The organism is Stenotrophomonas sp. YJH_SMC_19, assembly GCF_059367915.1.
The window spans coordinates 81,507-97,835 of the sequence record NZ_JCAFRI010000003.1 but is presented as its reverse complement, the minus strand read 5'-3'; the positions used below and the strand labels follow the sequence as shown (position 1 = coordinate 97,835).

The 16,329-nt window shown below is 66.6% G+C and carries 18 protein-coding genes and 1 riboswitch; of the genes, 12 read left to right on the top strand and 6 right to left on the bottom strand.

Annotated features, from left to right (window positions below; translation table 11 throughout):
- Positions 1-147 precede the first annotated feature (147 nt).
- Together AC5P5R_RS05070 and ettA are read right to left on the bottom strand one after the other, a co-directional pair.
- Positions 148-1,464, bottom strand: a complete 1,317-nt coding sequence (locus AC5P5R_RS05070) for an NCS2 family permease (RefSeq protein ID WP_005408048.1) — start codon at positions 1,462-1,464, stop codon at positions 148-150.
- A gap of 101 nt (positions 1,465-1,565) precedes the next feature.
- Positions 1,566-3,230, bottom strand: coding sequence for an energy-dependent translational throttle protein EttA (gene ettA / locus AC5P5R_RS05065; RefSeq protein ID WP_005408049.1), 1,665 nt, complete (start codon positions 3,228-3,230; stop codon positions 1,566-1,568).
- 252 nt (positions 3,231-3,482) lie between these two features.
- Here ettA and AC5P5R_RS05060 point away from each other — a divergent pair, with 252 nt between their 5' ends.
- The 7 genes from AC5P5R_RS05060 (at position 3,483) to ribD (ending at position 8,659) form a co-directional block, all read left to right on the top strand.
- Positions 3,483-3,956 carry an RcnB family protein gene (locus AC5P5R_RS05060; RefSeq protein WP_033834700.1) on the top strand — a complete coding sequence of 158 codons (474 nt, stop codon included), beginning with the start codon at positions 3,483-3,485 and terminating at the stop codon, positions 3,954-3,956.
- A 187-nt stretch (positions 3,957-4,143) separates the two neighbouring features.
- Positions 4,144-5,397: a serine hydroxymethyltransferase gene (glyA, locus tag AC5P5R_RS05055; RefSeq protein WP_005408051.1), complete on the top strand. Its 1,254-nt coding sequence runs from the start codon at positions 4,144-4,146 to the stop codon at positions 5,395-5,397.
- A 66-nt stretch (positions 5,398-5,463) separates the two neighbouring features.
- Positions 5,464-5,937 carry a hypothetical protein gene (locus tag AC5P5R_RS05050; RefSeq protein ID WP_049397397.1) on the top strand — a complete coding sequence of 158 codons (474 nt, stop codon included), beginning with the start codon at positions 5,464-5,466 and terminating at the stop codon, positions 5,935-5,937.
- A 6-nt stretch (positions 5,938-5,943) separates the two neighbouring features.
- A complete protein-coding gene (locus AC5P5R_RS05045) occupies positions 5,944-6,360 on the top strand; it encodes a hypothetical protein (RefSeq protein ID WP_049397398.1) in 417 nt (138 codons plus the stop codon).
- Positions 6,361-6,387: 27 nt separating this feature from the next.
- Positions 6,388-6,837, top strand: coding sequence for a hypothetical protein (locus tag AC5P5R_RS05040; RefSeq protein ID WP_049397456.1), 450 nt, complete (start codon positions 6,388-6,390; stop codon positions 6,835-6,837).
- Positions 6,838-6,973: 136 nt separating this feature from the next.
- Positions 6,974-7,495, top strand: coding sequence for a transcriptional regulator NrdR (gene nrdR / locus AC5P5R_RS05035; RefSeq protein WP_049397400.1), 522 nt, complete (start codon positions 6,974-6,976; stop codon positions 7,493-7,495).
- A gap of 78 nt (positions 7,496-7,573) precedes the next feature.
- Positions 7,574-8,659 carry a bifunctional diaminohydroxyphosphoribosylaminopyrimidine deaminase/5-amino-6-(5-phosphoribosylamino)uracil reductase RibD gene (gene ribD / locus AC5P5R_RS05030; RefSeq protein WP_049397401.1) on the top strand — a complete coding sequence of 362 codons (1,086 nt, stop codon included), beginning with the start codon at positions 7,574-7,576 and terminating at the stop codon, positions 8,657-8,659.
- Between the two features lie 25 nt (positions 8,660-8,684).
- Here the strand turns inward: ribD and AC5P5R_RS05025 are convergent, their stop codons facing one another.
- The 4 genes from AC5P5R_RS05025 to AC5P5R_RS05010 all read right to left on the bottom strand — a co-directional run bounded on the left by AC5P5R_RS05025 (position 8,685) and on the right by AC5P5R_RS05010 (position 11,853).
- Positions 8,685-9,098, bottom strand: a complete 414-nt coding sequence (locus tag AC5P5R_RS05025) for a hypothetical protein (RefSeq protein WP_224119339.1) — start codon at positions 9,096-9,098, stop codon at positions 8,685-8,687.
- Positions 9,099-9,153: 55 nt separating this feature from the next.
- On the bottom strand, positions 9,154-10,065 hold the full coding sequence (locus AC5P5R_RS05020; protein ID WP_133050600.1) for a hypothetical protein: 912 nt from the start codon (positions 10,063-10,065) through the stop codon (positions 9,154-9,156).
- Positions 10,066-10,194: 129 nt separating this feature from the next.
- On the bottom strand, positions 10,195-11,079 hold the full coding sequence (locus AC5P5R_RS05015) for a hypothetical protein (RefSeq protein ID WP_049397403.1): 885 nt from the start codon (positions 11,077-11,079) through the stop codon (positions 10,195-10,197).
- 153 nt (positions 11,080-11,232) lie between these two features.
- A complete protein-coding gene (locus AC5P5R_RS05010; RefSeq protein ID WP_049397405.1) occupies positions 11,233-11,853 on the bottom strand; it encodes a hypothetical protein in 621 nt (206 codons plus the stop codon).
- Between the two features lie 187 nt (positions 11,854-12,040).
- Positions 12,041-12,186, top strand: a riboswitch (FMN riboswitch).
- A gap of 74 nt (positions 12,187-12,260) precedes the next feature.
- On the opposite strand from AC5P5R_RS05010, the gene AC5P5R_RS05005 reads away from it, so the two are divergent.
- From AC5P5R_RS05005 to thiL, 5 genes are all read left to right on the top strand, one after another.
- Positions 12,261-12,887 carry a riboflavin synthase gene (locus tag AC5P5R_RS05005; RefSeq protein WP_164281578.1) on the top strand — a complete coding sequence of 209 codons (627 nt, stop codon included), beginning with the start codon at positions 12,261-12,263 and terminating at the stop codon, positions 12,885-12,887.
- Positions 12,884-13,984: a 3,4-dihydroxy-2-butanone-4-phosphate synthase gene (ribB, locus tag AC5P5R_RS05000; RefSeq protein WP_164281579.1), complete on the top strand. Its 1,101-nt coding sequence runs from the start codon at positions 12,884-12,886 to the stop codon at positions 13,982-13,984. The genes AC5P5R_RS05005 and ribB overlap by 4 nt, the downstream gene beginning before the upstream one ends.
- 183 nt (positions 13,985-14,167) lie before the next feature.
- Positions 14,168-14,635 carry a 6,7-dimethyl-8-ribityllumazine synthase gene (gene ribH / locus AC5P5R_RS04995; RefSeq protein WP_012479138.1) on the top strand — a complete coding sequence of 156 codons (468 nt, stop codon included), beginning with the start codon at positions 14,168-14,170 and terminating at the stop codon, positions 14,633-14,635.
- Positions 14,632-15,111, top strand: coding sequence for a transcription antitermination factor NusB (gene nusB / locus AC5P5R_RS04990; RefSeq protein ID WP_012479139.1), 480 nt, complete (start codon positions 14,632-14,634; stop codon positions 15,109-15,111). The genes ribH and nusB overlap by 4 nt, the downstream gene beginning before the upstream one ends.
- A gap of 202 nt (positions 15,112-15,313) precedes the next feature.
- Positions 15,314-16,276, top strand: coding sequence for a thiamine-phosphate kinase (thiL, locus tag AC5P5R_RS04985; RefSeq protein WP_164281580.1), 963 nt, complete (start codon positions 15,314-15,316; stop codon positions 16,274-16,276).
- Positions 16,277-16,329: the final 53 nt, after the last annotated feature.

Below are 16,329 nucleotides of genomic sequence, written 5' to 3'. Positions count from 1 at the left end.
GGTAGTGCCGGCCGCTGGCCGGCATCGCGCCCCGGATGGCAGGTGAATCACCATCTGGTAGTGCCGGCCGCTGGCCGGCATCGCGCCCCGGATGGCAGGTGAATCACCATCTGGTAGTGCCGGCCGCTGGCCGGCATCGCCTACCGCTTATTCCAACGCGTAGCGCAGGGTGAACAGCACCGCCACCAGCCACACCGCCGGATGCACTTCGCGCCAGCGCCCGGTACCCGCCTTCAGCGCGGCATAGGCGATGAAGCCGAACGCCAGGCCGTTGGCAATCGAGTAGGTGAACGGCATCGCCAGCGCACACAGCGCCGCCGGCACCGATTCGGTCAGGTCGCTCCAGTCCACTTCCACCAGCTCACGCAGCATCAGGCCAGCCACGAACAACAGGGCCGGCGCGGTGGCATAGCTGGGCACCATCGCTGCCAACGGTGAGAACAGCAGCGCCGCCAGAAACAGCGCCGACACCACCAGTGCGGTCAGGCCGGTGCGGCCGCCCACCTGCACGCCGGAGGCGCTTTCGGCAAAGGCCGTGGTGCTGCTGGTGCCGAGCATCGAGCCCGCCACGATCGCGGTGCTGTCGGCCAGCAGCGCGCGGCCGAAACGCTTCTGCGCGCCCGGCAGCTTCAGCAGGCCAGCCCGGCCGACTACGCCGTACAGGGTACCGGTGGCATCGAACACTTCCACCAGCACGAACACCAGCACCACCTGCAGAAGTACTGCGATGGGTGCGCCGCCGTCATGGTGCAGCAGGCCCGGCAGGTCCAGCTGCAGGAAGGTGGGTGCAAGGCTCGGCGGCAGCGAGACCAGACCCTGGTACTGCACGTCGCCCAATGCCCAGCCAGCGCCGGTCACGGCCAGGATGCCGATCAGGATCGCACCGCGGATGCGGCGCGCTTCCAGCACCGCGATCAGCAGGAAGCCGGCCAGTGCCAGCAGCGGCGGCGCCGTGTTCAACGGGCCCAGTGCCACCAGCGTGTCTTCATTGCCGACGATCACGCCCGACTTCTGCAGCGCGATGATCGCCAGGAACAGGCCGATGCCGGCCACGATGGCCGAGCGCAGCGATGAGGGAATACCCGATACCAGCCACGCGCGTACTCCGGTCAGCGACAGCACCAGGAACACCAGGCCTGAGATGAACACCGCACCCAGTGCCTGCTGCCACGGCAGGCCGGCGGCGCCGACCACGGTGAAGGCGAAGAACGCGTTCAGGCCCATGCCGGGCGCCATGCCGACCGGGAAGTTGGCGGCCAGCGCCATCACTGCCGAACCCAGTGCGGCGGCCAGGCAGGTGGCCACGAACACCGCACCCGCATCCATGCCGGTGGTGCCGAGGATCTCGGGGTTCACGAAGACGATGTAGGACATCGTCAGGAAGGTGGTGACACCGGCCAGCAGCTCGGTGCGCACGGTGGTGCCGTGCTGCTGCAGCTGGAACAGGCGCTCGAACAGGGACATGGGGTCGCTCATGGGTAGATGCCGGCCGCTGGCCGGCATGCATGGTCGGTACACATTGCAAAAAGGAGAAAGGCCGCGCGAGCGCGGCCTTTCCGGTTGCCTTACTTCAGCGCCTTGAAGCGCAGGCGCTTCGGCGCGGCGTCGTCGCCCATGCGGCGGCGCTTGTCTTCTTCGTACTCGCGGTAGTTGCCCTGGAAGAACTCCACGTGCGAGTCGCCTTCGAACGCCAGGATGTGGGTCGCAATGCGATCCAGGAACCAGCGGTCGTGCGAAATGACGAAGGTGTTGCCCGGGAACTCCAGCAGCGCATCTTCCAGCGCACGCAGGGTTTCGATGTCCAGGTCGTTGGACGGTTCGTCGAGCAGCAGCACGTTGCCACCCTGCAGCAGGGTCTTGGCCATGTGCAGGCGGCCACGCTCACCACCGGACAGCGAACCGACCATCTTCTGCTGGTCCTGGCCCTTGAAGTTGAAGCGGCCGATGTAGGCGCGCGACTGGATCTCGATGCCGTTGATGTTGAGGATGTCCAGGCCGCCAGCGATTTCCTGGAAGACGTTGTGGTTGCCTTCCAGCGCGTCGCGGCTCTGGTCCACGTAGGACAGCTTCACGGTCGGGCCGACCACGATCTCGCCGGTATCCGGCTTTTCCTGGCCGGTGATCATCTTGAACAGGGTCGACTTACCGGCACCGTTCGGGCCGATGATGCCGACGATGGCACCGGCCGGCACCAGGAAGCTCAGGTTGTCGAACAGCAGGCGGTCGCCGAACTTCTTGGAGACGTTCTTGAACTCCATCACCGCATTGCCCAGGCGCTCGCCCGGCGGGATGAAGATTTCGTTGGTCTCGTTGCGCTTCTGGTAATCGACCGACTGCAGCTCTTCCAGGCGGGCCAGACGGGCCTTGCCCTTGGTGCGGCCGCCCTTGGCGTTCTGGCGCGACCACTCCAGTTCCTTCTGGATCGCCTTCTGGCGGGCCTTTTCCTGATTGTCTTCCTGCTTCAGGCGCTCGTCCTTCTGGGTCAGCCAGTCGGTGTAGTTGCCCTTCCACGGAATGCCGCGGCCGCGGTCCAGTTCCAGGATCCACTCGGCGGCGTTGTCCAGGAAGTAGCGATCGTGGGTGACGGCCACCACGGTGCCGGTGTAGCGCGCCAGGAACTGTTCCAGCCATTCCACCGACTCGGCGTCGAGGTGGTTGGTCGGTTCGTCGAGCAGCAGCATGTCCGGCTTCTGCAGCAGCAGGCGGCACAGGGCCACGCGGCGCTTTTCACCACCTGACAGCTTGCCGACGATGGCATCCCACGGCGGCAGGCGCAGCGCGTCGGCGGCCACGTCCAGCTGGTTTTCCAGCGTGTGTGCGTCGCCCGCGGCCAGGATCGCCTCCAGGCGCTCCTGTTCCTTGGCCAGCGCGTCGAAGTCGGCGCCTTCCTCGGCGTAGGCGGCGTACACCGCTTCCAGCGCGGCCTGGGCCTGCAGCACTTCGCCCACGCCTTCCTCGACCGCTTCACGCACGGTCTTGGTCGGGTCCAGTTCCGGTTCCTGCGCCAGGTAACCGACCTTGATGCCCGGCTGCGGGCGGGCCTCGCCCTCGAAATCGGTGTCCACGCCGGCCATGATCTTCAGCACGGTGGACTTGCCGGCGCCGTTCAGGCCCAGCAGGCCGATCTTCGCGCCCGGGAAGAAGGACAGCGAGATGTCCTTGATGATCTGCCGCTTGGGCGGGACCACCTTGGACACGCGGTTCATGGTGTAGATGTATTGCGAGGACATGCGGTCTCCGTAGGCGCGGCCCTGCGCCCGACCCGTCACGGGTGGATCCCGTTGCGGCAGCGGGCACAGACTGAAATGGAATACCGCCAATTATAGCCGGAACCGGTTCCGGGCCGCTCCCGGGAGGCGCCGCCGGGCTGGCTATCGCCTGAATACTCGGTCACAGTCCTGCAGCGGGAAGCGTTTCCAGCCGGAAACGGTTCAGATCGGTTGCGCAATATGGGCTCACCACCCACCAAGCAGAGGTCTGACATGCGCATCAATCGAGTAATGGCCAGTGCCGTGGCCTCTGTGCTGGCACTGGGCGCCGTGGCCCCGGCATTCGCCGACAACGACCATCGCCGCGACCACGACCGCCGTGAATGGCGCGAGGATCGCCGTGAGTGGCGCCAGGACCGCCGCGACTGGGAGCGCGACCGCCGCGAGGCCCGTCGCGACTGGGAACGCGACCGTCGCGACTGGCATCGCGACCATGACCGCTACTACCGCCCGGCACCGCCGCGCGTGGTCTATCGTCCGGCCTACGGCCCGGGCTATGGCTGGAAGGTCGGCCACCGCTATCGCGACTACTACCGCGGCCCGATCTACGTGGTGAACGACTACCCGCGCTACAACCTGCGTCGCCCGCCCTACGGGCACCAGTGGATCCGCGATGACCGCGGCAACATGCTGCTGGTGGCCATCGCTACCGGTGTGATCGCCCAGTACGTGCTCAGCAGCCGCTGAGGATCGCGGCCGTGGTCGGACCCCTTTCCATCGGAAAGGGCTCTGGCCCCACAACATCCCTCGAAACCATACGGGGCCGGATTCCTTCGGGAATGCCGGCCCCGTCCGTTTCGGCCCCAGCGGGCCAGTGCGGGGCTACAATCGAGGGCTGAGCCGTACCCCTTTTCCCTGCCTGCTGGAGTACCCGATGTTCCCGCGTGACGTCCGCATCGAATCCTACGATCCCGAACTGGCCAAGGCCATCGCCGCTGAAACCCAGCGCCAGGAAGACCACGTCGAGCTGATCGCCAGCGAGAACTACACCAGCCCGGCGGTGATGGAAGCCCAGGGCAGCCAGCTGACCAACAAGTACGCCGAAGGCTACCCGGGCAAGCGCTACTACGGTGGCTGCGAATACGTGGACATCGCCGAGCAGCTGGCGATCGACCGCCTGAAGCAGCTGTTCGGCGCCGACTACGCGAACGTGCAGCCGCACAGCGGTTCGCAGGCCAACCAGGCCGTGTACTTCGCCCTGCTGCAGCCGGGTGACACCATCCTCGGCATGAGCCTGGCCCACGGCGGCCACCTCACCCACGGCGCCAAGGTGAACGCCTCGGGCAAGCTGTTCAACGCCGTGCAGTACGGCGTCAACGATCAGGGCCTGATCGATTACGACGAAGTCGAGCGCCTGGCCCTGGAGCACAAGCCGAAGATGGTCGTGGCCGGCTTCTCGGCCTACTCGCAGGTGATCGACTGGGCGCGCTTCCGCGCCATCGCCGACAAGGTCGGTGCCTACCTGTTCGTCGACATGGCCCACGTTGCCGGTCTGGTGGCTGCAGGCGTCTACCCGAGCCCGCTGGAACACGCCCACGTGGTCACCTCCACCACCCACAAGACCCTGCGCGGCCCGCGTGGCGGCATCATCGTCGCCAAGGGCGCCGACGAAGACCTGGTCAAGAAGCTGCAGTCGATCGTGTTCCCGGGCATCCAGGGCGGTCCGCTGATGCACGTCATCGCCGGCAAGGCCGTGGCCTTCAAGGAAGCGCTGGAACCGGGCTTCAAGGCCTACCAGCAGCAGGTGGTGAAGAACGCCCAGGCGATGGCCAATACGCTGATCGAGCGTGGCTACAAGATCGTTTCCGGCGGCACCCAGAACCACCTGATGCTGGTCGACATGATCGGCAAGGACGTGTCCGGCAAGGACGCGGAAGCGGCGCTGGGCAAGGCCCACATCACCGTCAACAAGAACTCGGTGCCGAACGACCCGCGTTCGCCGTTCGTGACCTCGGGCCTGCGCCTGGGCACCCCGGCGGTGACCACCCGTGGCTACGTCGAACAGGACTGCGTGGACCTGGCCAACTGGATCGCCGACGTGCTTGATGCACCGAACGACGACGCTGTCATCGCCCGCGTGCGCGACGCCGTCAGCGCGCAGTGCCGCAAGTACCCGGTCTACGGCTGATCGAAACAGGGGTCGGATCCCTTCCCGCAGGGAAGGGCTCTGACCCCGGTATTGGAGCAACCGCGCATGGATGAGCGCCGCCTCAAGTATCTGTACGTGGTGCTGGCCGCGCTGTTCGGCCTGCCCAGCCTTTTCGCGGGCGGCGTCGGTGCCTGCATCGCCCTGGTCATGGGGGTGATCGGCCTGGTCTCGCTGGATGCTGACAAGCTGTGGTTCGCTGCCGTCATGTGCGTCTGGGGAACGGCCGCGCTTGCCGGCCTGGTGGCCTGGGTCGCGCTCAGCGTCATCTGGTTGCGTGATGGACTGCAGGGCCTGCGCACGGCCTCGCCACGCTGGTGGTGGTTGCTGGGCATGGGCGTGCTGGCGGGCCTGCCGTTGCTGGGATTGGCGATATATACCTTCTCCGGGTTGGGCCCGGCGGTGGTGAGCGGTCTCTTCGCAGGGCCGTCGCTGCTGGTGCCCACCGGCATGCTGATGTTGCTGCGTGCGCGTGCCGATACCGTGGATGTGCCGCCCGTACGAGCGCGGGCATCGGAGTAACCGCGCATGGATGAGCGCCGCCTCAAGTACCTGTATGCCGCGTTGGCGGTACTGCTCGGCCTGCCCGGCCTGGCGATGGGCGGCGCGGTCGCGGTGATGTTCCTGGTTGTTGGCGTGCAATCCTTCGGCGGCAACCGCTCCCCCGATCTGGTGCCACTGCTGTGGGGCCTGGCCGGCGTGGCGGGTTGCCTGGCCTGGCTGTGGCTCAGCGCCGGCTACCTGCTGCAGGGCCGGGCCGGCCTGCAGGTGCGCGCGATCTGGTGGTGGCTGCTGCTGGCCGGTGGGCTGGCAGCGCTGCCGGTTCTCTGGATGACCGCATGGTTCGGCTTCCAGCAGGGGGGCGCCGCGTTGGAACTACTGCTGCTGGGGCCGTCGATGCTGGTACCGGCCGCCATGCTGGTGTGGCTCAAGCGCCGCGCCTGACGCGGCCAATCAAAGGGAATGGAACGCATGGATGAGCAGCAGCACAAACGATGGATGGGGATAGCAGGCCTGCTGGTGGGCCTGCCCACCGCGGCGGCAGGAGGCACCGGGGCAGTATTGGGGTTGATGGTCGTGCTGGATGGCAAGTATCTGACTGGCGATGAGCACTCGCTGTTGCTGCTCTGGTCATCGGCCGGAGTGCTCGGCCTGCTGTCCTGGATGTGGCTGAGCGGCCTCTTCCTGTGGCGTGGTCGCGCAGGCCTGCATCAGGCGCCGGTGGTCGCATGGATTGGCCTGGTGCTGGGAATACTGGCCGCGCTGGGTGTCGTCGCCGCCACGCTGTATTTCACCTTCAAGGAAGGGGAGATCTCGACCTTGGGCTTTCTCGGGTTTGGCCCACTGCTGCTGGTGCTGGCCGCGCACCTGTTGTGGTTGCGCTGGGGCGGGAATACTCCGGCGTCCGGCCCGGCCGGCTGAGTGGCGGCCCAAGAGCGCATCAGGCGCCCATTCCGGCTTTCGCGCAGGCAGCATTTGCTGCTGGACCCTTTCTCAGGTACCTTTGCGACGCTGCCATGACCGTGGCATCTAGGTTGCCCCCTGAGCCAGGCGTTCCATGCATTGCCCCTTCTGCCAACATGCCGATACCCGGGTCATCGACTCGCGCGTCTCCGAAGACGGCGCGACGATCCGCCGTCGGCGTGAATGCGAAGCCTGCGGCGAGCGCTTCAGCACCATGGAAACGGTTGAACTGAAGCTGCCGGCGATCATCAAGAGCGATGGCACCCGCGAAGCCTTCGACCAGCGCAAGGTCCGCGCTGGTTTCGACCGCGCACTGCAGAAGCGTGCGGTGGCCGAAGACAAGATCGAAGCGGCGGTGCGGGCGGTGGTTCACCAGCTGCGCATCAGCGGCGAGCGTGAAGTGCCTTCGATCAAGGTCGGCGAGTTCGTCATGAACGAACTGCGCAAGCTCGATCATGTCGGCTATGTGCGGTTTGCTTCGGTCTATCGCAGCTTCGAGGACGTTGCCGATTTCCGCGAGGAGATCGAGAAGCTGGAACGTGACCTGCCGTCCAGTACCGAACAGCTGCAGCTGCTGGGCGACGTGATTGCCCTGACCAAGAAGAAGAAGGGCTGACCGCTTCTGCCTTGGTGGGTGCCAACCTTGGTTGGCACTGATGGCATGGATCTACGCCAGCGGCGGTACCATGGTGGCATGAGCATCCCGTTCTCCGTCCTCGACCACCTGCACATGGCCAACGCACTGCGCCTGGCCGAGCGTGCTGCCTATACCACCCGCCCCAACCCAATGGTCGGTTGCGTCATCGCCCACGGCGAACGCGTGGTCGGGCAGGGCTGGCATCAGCGCGCCGGCGGTCCGCATGCTGAAGTGTTCGCCCTGCGCGAGGCCGGAAGCGAGGCGCGTGGTGCCACCGCCTACGTCACCCTGGAGCCTTGTGCGCACTACGGGCGCACACCGCCGTGCGCGCTGGCCTTGATCGAAGCGGGCGTGTCGCGCGTCGTTGCCGCGATGCGCGATCCGTTCCCGAAGGTCGATGGTGGTGGCTTCGATCTGCTGCGCAATGCCGGCATCGAGGTTGCCGAAGGACTGATGGCGACGCAGGCGCGTGAGCTCAACAAGGGCTTCCTATCGCGCGTGGAGCGCAACCGGCCGTGGCTGCGGGTGAAGCTGGCGGCCAGCGTCGACGGTCGCACCGCGATGGCCGATGGCAGCTCCAAGTGGATCACCGGCCCGGCCGCGCGCGAAGACGTGCAGCACTGGCGCGCGCGCGCAGGTGCGATCCTGACCGGCGCCGATACCGTGCTGGCCGACGACCCGATGCTGACCGCGCGCCTGGCCGATACCGAGGTGATGCCGCCACTGCGCGTGGTGCTGGATTCGCGCCTGCGCTCACTGGAGTGCAGCCGTGTGCGCGAGGGTGGGGCACCGACGCTGTACCTGCACGATGCAGCGGTGAGTGCACCGGATGCGGCCGACGCCGAATTCGCCAGCGTGCCCTGCGTTGAAGGGCGGCTGGACCTGGGCGCGGTGCTGGCGCTGCTGGCCGAGCGCGGCATCAACGAAGTGCATACAGAAGCCGGCGCGACGCTGGCCGGTGCGCTGCTGCGCGGCGGCTGGGTGGACGAGCTGCTGCTGTACCAGGCCCCCACGTTGCTGGGCGATAACGGACGCCCGCTGCTGGCCGGCCTCGGCATCGATGCAATGGACCAGCAGCGCCGCCTGCGTGTGGTTGACCAGCGCCAGGTGGGCGAGGACATCAGACTGTTGTTGCGCCCGTGAGGGAATGACGGCATCTCCTGTGTCGTCAGGTGCCCTCGTCCTCGTCGGCGGGGCACTGCTCTGCCCATTGCTGCTTCCACAGCATGTGCAGGTCCCGGCAGTAGGCACCGAGCGCTTCCCCCGTCAGTTGCGTTGACTTCGACCGCAGCCTGCGCCGGCTGATGCCGTCGTCGTACTCGTCCGGCAATACCGTCGGCGCACATTCATCGTGGTATATCAGGAATGCACGGCAGTCGTCGTCTTCGCTCAGCTGTGCATCGATGTCCCTGTCGCGTAGCTGGTTCGACTCGAAGGCAACCGATGGGCGGATGATGAAGGTCTTGGGCCTGTGCGCTTCGGCCTGCCCACACACCATCAGCGCCAGCAGCATGACCGTGGTCGACCCTGCACGATGTTTCATGCGGTTGCCCCGGTGGAAGAGAGCAACAGCATTGACCATGCACACCGCAATGGGCCATGCAACGGTTCTGAAAGTGCGTTCGGCTGTTCGCGGCCTAGTGGCACTCATGCGTCCAGAGTGCCTGCATTGCGGGCCGCAAGGCCATGCATTGCTGCAGCAGCTCCGCCTCGGGAATCTGCTGTCGCCGCTTGCTCAGGGTAGTGGCCAGGTCACTCACCCCCTTCAGTTCCTGCGGCGCAATGCGTGCCATGCAGCGGCGATGCTGTTGCAGCAGGTCGTCACACTCGACGATGCCTGTCATCTGTGCGATGGCGTCACGCGTGCCCGCGCGGTCCAGGTGGCGCGGCTGTGCGATCAGTGCTTCGGTCAGAACCACGTATATGTCATGTTCGACGCGGCCGGAGGGGAAGTCTTCATTCGGATGCCTCGACTTCTCGCTGTGCCAGGCGGGTTCGCGAGTGGTCGATACCACGCGCGTGGTGCCAACGATCTCGTGGAAGGGGCCGTCGCGCAACGTCTCGATATAGGCTCTCCAGAAGCGCTGCTCGCTCTGCTCACCGCCATCGAAGACCGTAGCCTCGGACAGGTACCGAAGACGCTCGACATCGCCCACGCGGCAGCTGAAGTGCACGTCGGCAACCTGCATGCCTTCGGTCAGACTGTGCCATGCCTCGCTTCGGTAGGGCTTGCATCGGCTGTTGGCCAGAACCTGCAGCGCCCAGACAAGATGTGGCGAATCCACGCCGTCGATCGGATCGACATGGCGCTCGATGTTCCTCGTCCAGGTCGCCAGCAACTCCGCCATGGGCGGAGCATTGAAGAGATCACTGGTTGCACCGGTCCGGTCGGCCTGCTGCTTCTGGACAAGCATCTGCAGTGCGAAGTCGTTGCGTTCATGCATGGCCTGCAGATGCTGGGAAACGACGTCTTCCGGGGTTCTGTCGCGGGCAGTTGCCAAAGGCAGGTGCATGCCCAGGGCAAGCAGGCAGAGAAGAGGGCGGTGCACGGTGATTCCATCGGGACGGGGCGGGGGAGAATGCCCCCCGCCCCCAGGCCTGTCCATGCAACTCGTCCGAACCTGCGGCCGGGGTCGAGCCGGATATCGCCAATGCGGCTGCGTTCGGCCCCTGCGCCCTCACCTGCACTCGTCGGTCCACATCATCTCGGCGATCGGGCGCAGTGCCTTGCACTCCTGCGTCATCGCTTCGGCCGACTGCACCTGCGCCTTTGTTTTCAGTTCCTCGGCCATCGCGTCCACGCCGCTGATCTGGTCCGGCGCGATCTTCGCCACGCAGGCGCGGTGCTGCTGCAGCAGCAGGTCGCAGCCCGGTACGCCGGTCACCTTCGGTGCGCTGGCGGCCTGCACGTCCTGCATCCAGTCTTCGAACGGTGCCAGTGCACCGGCCACGGTGCCTACCAGATCATCGAAGTTGCCGCTGTACCAGTAGCCATTGTCCTTGGCCGGGTACAGGGTGAAGGTGCCGCTGACCGGCACGCGCGCGCCACTCTGCAGTGCCTGGGTATAGGCATCGGTGAACTGCTTGCGCGAGGCCGGGCTGGCATCGGCGGCCAGGCTGGCGGCGAACAGCGGGCGCACCTTGCCCAGGTCGGGCACCTGGCAGCTGAAGCTGATGCGCGCCAGCTTCTGGTCTTCAACGTATTCGTTGTCTTCGACCACGCTCTTGGTCGCGCGGCACTTTGAATCGCGCAGGGCCTTGGCGTACAGCGCTTCAGTGGCCGCAGCGCCGGTCTTGTCACCGGCGCTGGCCAGCACGGTCTGCCACGGTTCGGCCAGGGCCTTGGCCAGTGCGCCCGGGGTCGGGGTCACCGCGTCCTGGCCTTCAAAGGCGGGTTTCAGCGCATCGTTGAGCGTGCGGGTAGCAGCCGCGTCGTCTTCCAGCAGGGTGCGCGCGTACAGGTCGAAGGCCTGCTCGGGGGTCAGCTGGGCCGATGCGGCGCCGGCCATCAGCGGGGCGCACAGCAGGGCGCTGGCCAGCAGGGTACGGGTGAAGGTCTTCATGACGGTGTTTTCCTTTTCCAGAGGCGCGCAAGCCTAGCGCATCCAGCAGTACTTTCGATGGCGACCAGCGGTCACATGGTGGCTGCACACCGGCCAAAAAAACGGGCCCCTTGCGGGGCCCGTTCGATCGCTCGACGAGAAGCGATCGTTGGATCAGAAGCTGGCGCGCACACCAACCGAGTACTGGGTGACGTCGCGGTAGCCGGAGATCTCGCCCACCAGACCCCAGGTCCTGGTGAAGTTGATTTGGCCGCCGACCGTGCCAACCCAGGTGCCCTTGAAGTTGTTGCCGCCATCCATGTAGCCGGCCTTGGCCCAGGCTTCGGTCATGCGCGACGGCTTGCCGCGGATACCCATGGTGACGCGGCCCAGGTTGGTGTGGTCCTTGCCGTGGTAACGCACGCCGTCATAGCGCAGGGTCGATTCGGCGTTCTGACGCACCCAGGCGGCATCGGCGGTGAAGTCCACGCGATCGGACCACGGCATGTGGTAACCAATGCCCAGCTCCGGCTGGTTGAGTTCCAGCTTCAGCGAATCTTCGCCGTAATGGCGGGTCTTGCTGGTACGCGACCAGCCGCCGAACACGTAGACCTGTTCGGCCAGCGCGACCGAACCACGCAGGTAGCCGCCGTCGACCTTCGGGTCGTCCAGTGCGTTGTCGTCAACCTTGACCTGCGTCCAGCCACCTTCAACGTAGGTGTAGCTCAGGGCGTCGGCCGACGCAGTGAACGGGGCGGCGGCCAGCAGGGCGGCCACGATCAGGATCTTGCGCATGGGAATTCCTGTGAATTTCAGTCCATTGGCGGGCCTGCCCTTGCGGCTGCCCGTGGCGACATCATGTCGTCCAGGGCAGGATTTTAATGAAAGTTTTACAAATTGCGAGCGACGGCCGTCACAGCTGTGGCATCCGACCCCGTTCAGCCCGGGCTGGTACACTGGCCAGGCCGGTTCGCCGGTACACAAACGTCTTCAGGGCGGGGTGCAATTCCCCACCGGCGGTAGGTGCGCAAGCACGAGCCCGCGAGCGCCCCGGCCCACGGCCGGGGGTCAGCAGATCCGGTCCAATGCCGGAGCCGACGGTCATAGTCCGGATGAAAGAAGACGGTGCCACAGGGCGAATGCCCTGCGTGCGCCTGTTTGCCTTGCGGCGTTTTTCGCTCACATCCTGCGGAGAACGTTTCTTGTTTACTGGAATCATCGAAGGCGTCGGTCGTCTGGCCGCTCGCGAACCCATCGGCGGCGATGTCCGCTTCACCTTCAATGTCGGGAATCTGCCGTTCGACAACGTGCAGATGGGCGAGAGCATCGCCATCAACGGTGTCTGCCTCACCGTCATCGCATTCGACGCCAGCAGCTTCCAGGCCGATGCCTCCACCGAGACCCTGGGCCTGACCACGCTGGGCCAGCTCGGCGAGGGTGCGGTCATCAACCTCGAACGCGCCATGCGCCCGACCGATCGTCTCGGCGGCCATCTGGTCAGCGGCCACGTCGATGGTCTCGGCCAGGTGCTGTCCATCCACGAAGACGCGCGTGCCCAGCGCTGGCGCTTCGCCGCGCCGGCCTCGCTGCGCCGCTACATCGCCAAGAAGGGCTCGATCTGCGTGGATGGGGTCAGCCTGACCGTCAACGAAGTGGACGATGAAGGCTTCGAAGTCGCCCTCATCCCGCACACCGTGGCCAACACCGCGTTCTCCGCCGCTGGCGTGGGCAGCGCGGTCAATCTTGAAATCGATCTGGTCGCCCGCTATGTCGAGCGCCTGATCAGCGTGCCGGCCAACAGTCAGCACCCGCAAGGAGATGCAGCATGAATTTCGCCCCTATTCCGGAAATCCTGGAAGACATCCGCCTGGGCCGCATGGTGGTCATCGTCGATGACGAGGACCGCGAGAACGAAGGCGACCTGATCATGGCCGCCGAGCTGGTCAAGGCCAGCGACATCAACTTCATGGTCACCCACGGGCGTGGCCTGGTGTGCCTGCCGCTGAACCGTACCCGCGCCGCCGATCTGGGCCTGGCGCCGATGGTGCAGGCCAATACCGCGCAGTTCCAGACCAACTTCACGGTCAGCATCGAGGCCGCCGAGGGCGTCACCACCGGCATTTCGGCACACGACCGCGCCCATACCATCCGTACCGCGGTGAAGCCCAACGCCAAGCCGTCGGACCTGCACCAGCCGGGCCACATCTTCCCGCTGATTGCCCAGCCGGGCGGCGTGTTGACCCGCGCCGGCCACACCGAAGCCGCCGTGGACATGGCCATGCTGGCCGGGCTGGAACCGGCCGGCGTGCTGGTGGAGATCCTGAACCCGGATGGCAGCATGGCGCGCCGCCCGGAGCTGGAAGTGTTCGCCCGCGAGCACGGCCTGAAGATGGGCTCCATCGCCGACCTGATCGCCTACCGCCTGGCCACCGAAAAGACCGTCGAGCGCGTGGATGAGCGCGAGATCGACACCGAGTTCGGCCCGTTCAAGCTGATGACCTACCGCGACCGCATCGCCCACGACCTGCATTTCGCGCTGGTTCGTGGCACGCCGGATGCGGAAACACCGACCCTGGTGCGTGTGCAGGTGGAAAACCCGCTGGCCGACCTGCTGCACTGGCGCCGTGACGACTTCGGCGTGGCTGCCACCGATGCCCTGCGCGCGATTGATGCCGAAGGCGCCGGCGTGATGGTGGTGCTGCAGGCCCCGCGCGACGGTGAAGCCCTGCTGGCCCGCCTGCGCCAGCAGCCGGCGCCGGTGGTACCGGGCAAGGACAAGGACGTGAGCCAGTGGCGCCGCAACGGTGCCGGCGCGCAGATCCTGTCCGACCTGGGCCTGGGCAAGCTGCGCGTGCTGGGCACCCCGCGCCGCCAGATCGGCCTGGCCGGGTACGGCCTGGAAGTGGTGGAGACGGTCACCCTGTAATGGGAATTGCCGGCCAGCGGCCGGCACTACCGGTGGGTGCCGACCCCATGCCACCGGTGGGTGCCGACCCCATGCCACCGGTGGGTGCCGACCGTTGGTCGGCACGCCCTTGCGCCCCCGCCAGCCACGGCCGGGGCCCATCCACGCTAGAATTACCTCCTTATCGAATCCCCCAAGCCGCATATGAGCCACTACGAAGGCGATCTTCGCACTCCCGAATCGGCGCGCTTCGCCATCCTGGCCAGCCGCTGGAACGCCCGCATCACCGATACGCTGGTCGCCGGCGCCCGCCAGAGCCTGGCCGGCAACGGCATCGCCGAAGCCAACATCGACGTGATCCGCGTGCCGGGTGCCTGGGAGCTGCCGCTGGTGGCCGCGCGCCTGGCCGCCGCCCATGAACACGCCGCCATCCTCACCCTGGGCTGCGTGATCCGTGGCGACACCCGCCACTACGAACACGTGGCCGACCGCTGCGCCGAAGGCCTGATGCGCGTGCAGCTGGACTTCGGCGTGCCGGTGCTGAACGGCGTGCTGGCGGTGGAACGCGTTGAAGACGCCGAGGCCCGCGCAGGCGGCAGCCACGGCAACAAGGGCGAGGAAGTCGCACTCGCCGCATTGGAAATGGTCAACCTTCTGGAGCAGCTGCCATGAACAAGAACACCCAGGGCAAGCCCTCCGGTAAACCCGTCCGCCGCGATGGCGTCGACCCGGTGCTGCGCTCGCGCGCACGCCGTCGCGCCGTGCAGGCCATCTACGCCTGGCAGATCTCTGGCGGCAACGCCCAGTCGCTGATCGCCCAGTTCGCCCACGAGCAGGCCCGTGAAATCGCCGACCTGGCGTATTTCGAGGCGCTGCTGCACGGTGTGCTCGACAACCGTCGTGATATTGACGAAGCCCTCGGCCCGTACCTGGACCGTGGCATCGAGGAAGTGGACGCGATCGAGCGCGCGGTGCTGCGCCTGGCCGGCTACGAGCTGCGTTATCGCCTGGACGTGCCGTACCGCGTGGTGATCAACGAAGCCATCGAATCGGCCAAGCGCTTTGGTTCCGAACATGGCCACACCTACGTCAACGGCGTGCTGGATCGTGCCGCCGTGGAATGGCGCAAGGTCGAATCGGGTCACTGACCCGCTGCGTCCCGCATCGTTCATTGAACGGCGCGGGAATCTGCTTCGGTAGAGTCGACTGTCAGTCGACTGCCTTTCGATCAGCAGTCGTAGTGTCGGACCGGAGAGCAGTCGACTGACAGTCGACTCTACCCCCCCCAGCCGGTTCACCTGGTCGGCATCCGCGCCCGCCGCCCATCCATGCAACCCGCCGGAACGCCCCATGTCCCTGGCCGAATTCGCCCTCATAGACCGTATCCGCGCCCGCACCCTCGAGCGCGACGACATCCTGCTCGGCATCGGCGATGACGCTGCGCTGCTGCAGCCGCGGGCCAACGAACAGCTGGTGGTCACCGCCGACACGCTCAACAGCGGTGTGCATTTCCCGGTGGAAACCCGGGCCTTCGACATTGGCTGGAAGACCTTGGCGGTCAACCTGTCGGACCTCGCCGCGATGGGCGCGCGCCCGGCGTGGTGCACGCTGGCGCTGTCCCTGCCGGAAGCCTCTGAAGACTGGATCGAGGCCTTCGCCGATGGCTTCTTCGCCCTCGCCGACCAGCATGACATTGCACTGATTGGTGGCGATACCACGCGTGGCCCGCTGTCGCTGTCGGTTACTGCGATGGGACAGGTCGGCCGTGGCCAGGCATTGCGCCGCGACCGCGCGCAGGTGGGCGACGACATCTGGGTCAGTGGCACGCTGGGCGATGCCGCCGGTGCGCTGCGCCTGTGGCAGCAGGGCGCGCTGAACCTGGCCACCGCCACGTTGCTGGCCGACTACGAGAGCCTGCGTCTGCGCCTGCTGCGGCCGACGCCGCGCGTCACCCTCGGCCTGCGCCTGCGTGCGTTCGCGCATGCGGCGGTGGACGTGTCAGACGGCCTGCTGGCCGACCTGGGCCACATCGCCGCACGCAGCAACGTGGCCGCGCATGTGGATGCCGATTCGCTGCCGATCTCGCACGCGCTGCGTGAGCTGCTCGGCCGCGACGATGCACGCGACTGCGCACTGCGCGGTGGCGACGACTACGAACTGTGCTTCACCGCCGCCGCCGACCAGCGCGACGCACTGCACTACCTGGCCGAATCGCTGGACGTGCCGCTCACCCGCTTCGGCCGCATCGCCGAAGGGCAGGGCGTGCACGTGGACGGCGAAGCCGCCGACGGCGGATACCAGCACTTCGCGTAGCCGCAGCGCTCCTGCGCTGGTGGGTGCCAACCTTCGGGGTGGGGTCAGATTGA